At 70.6% G+C, this 2,300-nt stretch carries 2 protein-coding genes; both read right to left on the bottom strand.

Features of this window, described 5'->3' with window-relative positions:
* Window positions 1-281 (bottom strand): methyltransferase domain-containing protein (locus tag VFB40_RS27570; protein WP_324855809.1); only part of this gene is annotated, 281 nt, incomplete at its 3' end.
* A gap of 180 nt (window positions 282-461) precedes the next feature.
* Window positions 462-2,009, bottom strand: coding sequence for a DNA polymerase IV (locus tag VFB40_RS27565; RefSeq protein WP_324855807.1), 1,548 nt, complete (start codon window positions 2,007-2,009; stop codon window positions 462-464).
* Window positions 2,010-2,300: the final 291 nt, after the last annotated feature.

Genomic DNA, 2,300 nt, shown 5'->3' with positions numbered 1-2,300 from the left:
TCGCCTTGCGCGGCCCGCACCGAGCCGGACACCCCGGCCTCGGCGGCCCGGCGCTCCAGCGCGGCCAGGGCGTCAGGGCTCGGATCGACCACGGTGACCCGGTGGCCGAGACGGGCCAGCGCGACGGCGAACCCTCCGGTGCCGCCGCCGACGTCGACGACGTCGAGCGGGACCGTGCCGCCGATGACCTCGCCAGGCCGAGCTGCCTGGGATGGGGCAGTCTCCCGCTTGATCGTTTCCAGGGCCGACCGCACCACATCCCACACGACTGCGGTCCGCACCGAGCTTCGGGGATTTGTGCGGTCGGTAACCACGGCGGGCCTCAATTCGACGGCTGTGACTCTTCGACGGTGGCTCTTCTACTGCGATTCTTCGACTGCGACTCTTCAACGCCGGCACCGCGGTGTCCACCACGTGCTGCGTGATCAGGTTAGGCCATGCTAGTGCTGTGGCACGGGAGGTTATTCGGGCCGCACAGCCGTGCTCTCAACCTGCTGCAACAGCCGCAGCGCCTCGTGGGCCACGTCGGCGGCGTCGAGCGGTTCGAGGTCGGGATCGTCCGCGCGGAAAGTGCCGATGCGGCCGGGTTCGGTCCCCGGTCCCTCGAAGCGAATGGTCACCCGGCCGACACCCGCGCCTTGCACCCATCCCTGCCCGCGCAGTGCGTGCCGCACGTCCTGCCCAGCCAGCCATCGGCGCGCCGTGCTGTCGACCGGGACCGGGCCGAACAGGGTCACCGCCGGAACAGCCGAGGCGTCCGCGGAAGCTCCGCCTTCGTCTTCGGCTAAGGCATCTGAGGCCTCGTCACCAAGCTCGCCGTTCTCCGCAGCGGACTCGGCTGCCGCCTGCGCTTCCGCTTCCACAGCCGCAAGCTCGCGTTCGACCCGAGCCAACTCCGCTACGAGGTCGCCCTGTGCGTAATCCGCCAGTCCCGACATGCCCACGCCCAGCAGCCGGATGCCCGTCGAGGACACCGTCGCGGCCGGTACCGCGTCGTCGAGCAGCCTGATCGCGGCCTCCGTGACCAAGCGCTCGTCGTCGGTCGGCGCGCCGAAAGTCTCCGAGCGGGTGACTGTCGTGAAGTCGTGCCCGCGTGCCTTCACGGTGACCGTGCGGCCGGTGTGGCCTGAGGAGCGCAGCCGGCGGACCACGCGCTCGGCCAGTTCGGTGACCGCCGTGCGCATCGCCGCCCGGTCGGCCAGGTCGTGCGGGTAGGTGTCCTCGGCGCTGATGGACTTGGTGGGCCGCTCCGGTTCCACGGTGCGCGCGTCCATGCCTCGGGCGAGCCGGAACAGCATGCCGCCCCACGCCACGCCGAGCAGTCCGACCAGGTCGGCTTCCGTCAGCACCCTCAGCTCGGCGACCGTGCCGACGCCGATCTTGCGCAGCCGGTCGGCGGTGGCCGGGCCGACGCCCCACAGCGCGCGCACCGGTAGCGGGTCGAGCCACCCCAGTTCGCCGCCGGCCGGGACGATGACGCAGCCGTCGGGCTTCTCGGCGTCGGAGGCGACCTTCGCGATGAGCTTTGAGGTACCGCCGCCGACCGATGCGGTAAGCCCGGTTCGCTGCGTGATCCGGGCCCGAAGCGCTTCGGCGACCTGGCGCACCTGCTCGGCGTTTTCCGGCGCGCCGCCCTCCATCGCGGCCAGATCCACGAACGCCTCGTCCAGGCTGACCGGCTCCACCAGCGGGGAGAGCTCGCGAAGCGTCTGCATGACCACGGTGCTCACCGCGTGGTACGCCGGAAAGCGCGGGTACAGGTATGCCGCATTGGGGCACAGGCGCCGCGCGAGCGCCGTAGGAATCGCGGATCGCACTCCGAACACCCGCGCTTCGTAACTGGCCGTGGAAACCACGCCGCGCAGCCCTACGCCGCCCACGATCACCGGTTTACCGCGCAGGCTGGGCTTGTGCTGCTGCTCTACCGCCGCGTAGAACGCGTCCATGTCCACGTGCAGCACCGACGGCGCTTGGCGCCTCAGCGGCGGCGGCGGTGACGGACGGTCCATGTCTCTATGGTCGCGCCTGGCACTGACAACGCCCATGCATGCCTGACCATGGAGAACCACGCATCCACGGCGCGTAACGAGCCGTGCCGCATTAATCGGTCAAGCTCAGCGGCGATGTTGCGACTCGGACACGGAAACGAAGAGGGCCGCGACGGTCACCCGCCACGGCCCTACTATCCACGTGTCCGCACAGCCGGAGGCTCAATCCGACGTCGTCGCCAGGGCCGTCCTTCGGCTCACGTCCGGTGACGGGCGCTCCCCGCTCAGGGTTGGGAACGCACGGCACCGGGC

Source organism: Actinocrinis sp., assembly GCF_035650855.1.
Taxonomy (GTDB): Bacteria; Actinomycetota; Actinomycetes; order Streptomycetales; family Catenulisporaceae; genus Actinocrinis.
The sequence above is the reverse complement of the archived record's forward strand: the minus strand, read 5'-3'. Positions and strand labels throughout refer to the sequence as shown.

Bases quoted from the DNA above. Each gene is read 5' to 3' on its own strand.
- VFB40_RS27565 (WP_324855807.1), bottom strand. From the start codon at position 2,009: ATGGACCGTCCGTCACCGCCGCCGCCGCTGAGGCGCCAAGCGCCGTCG.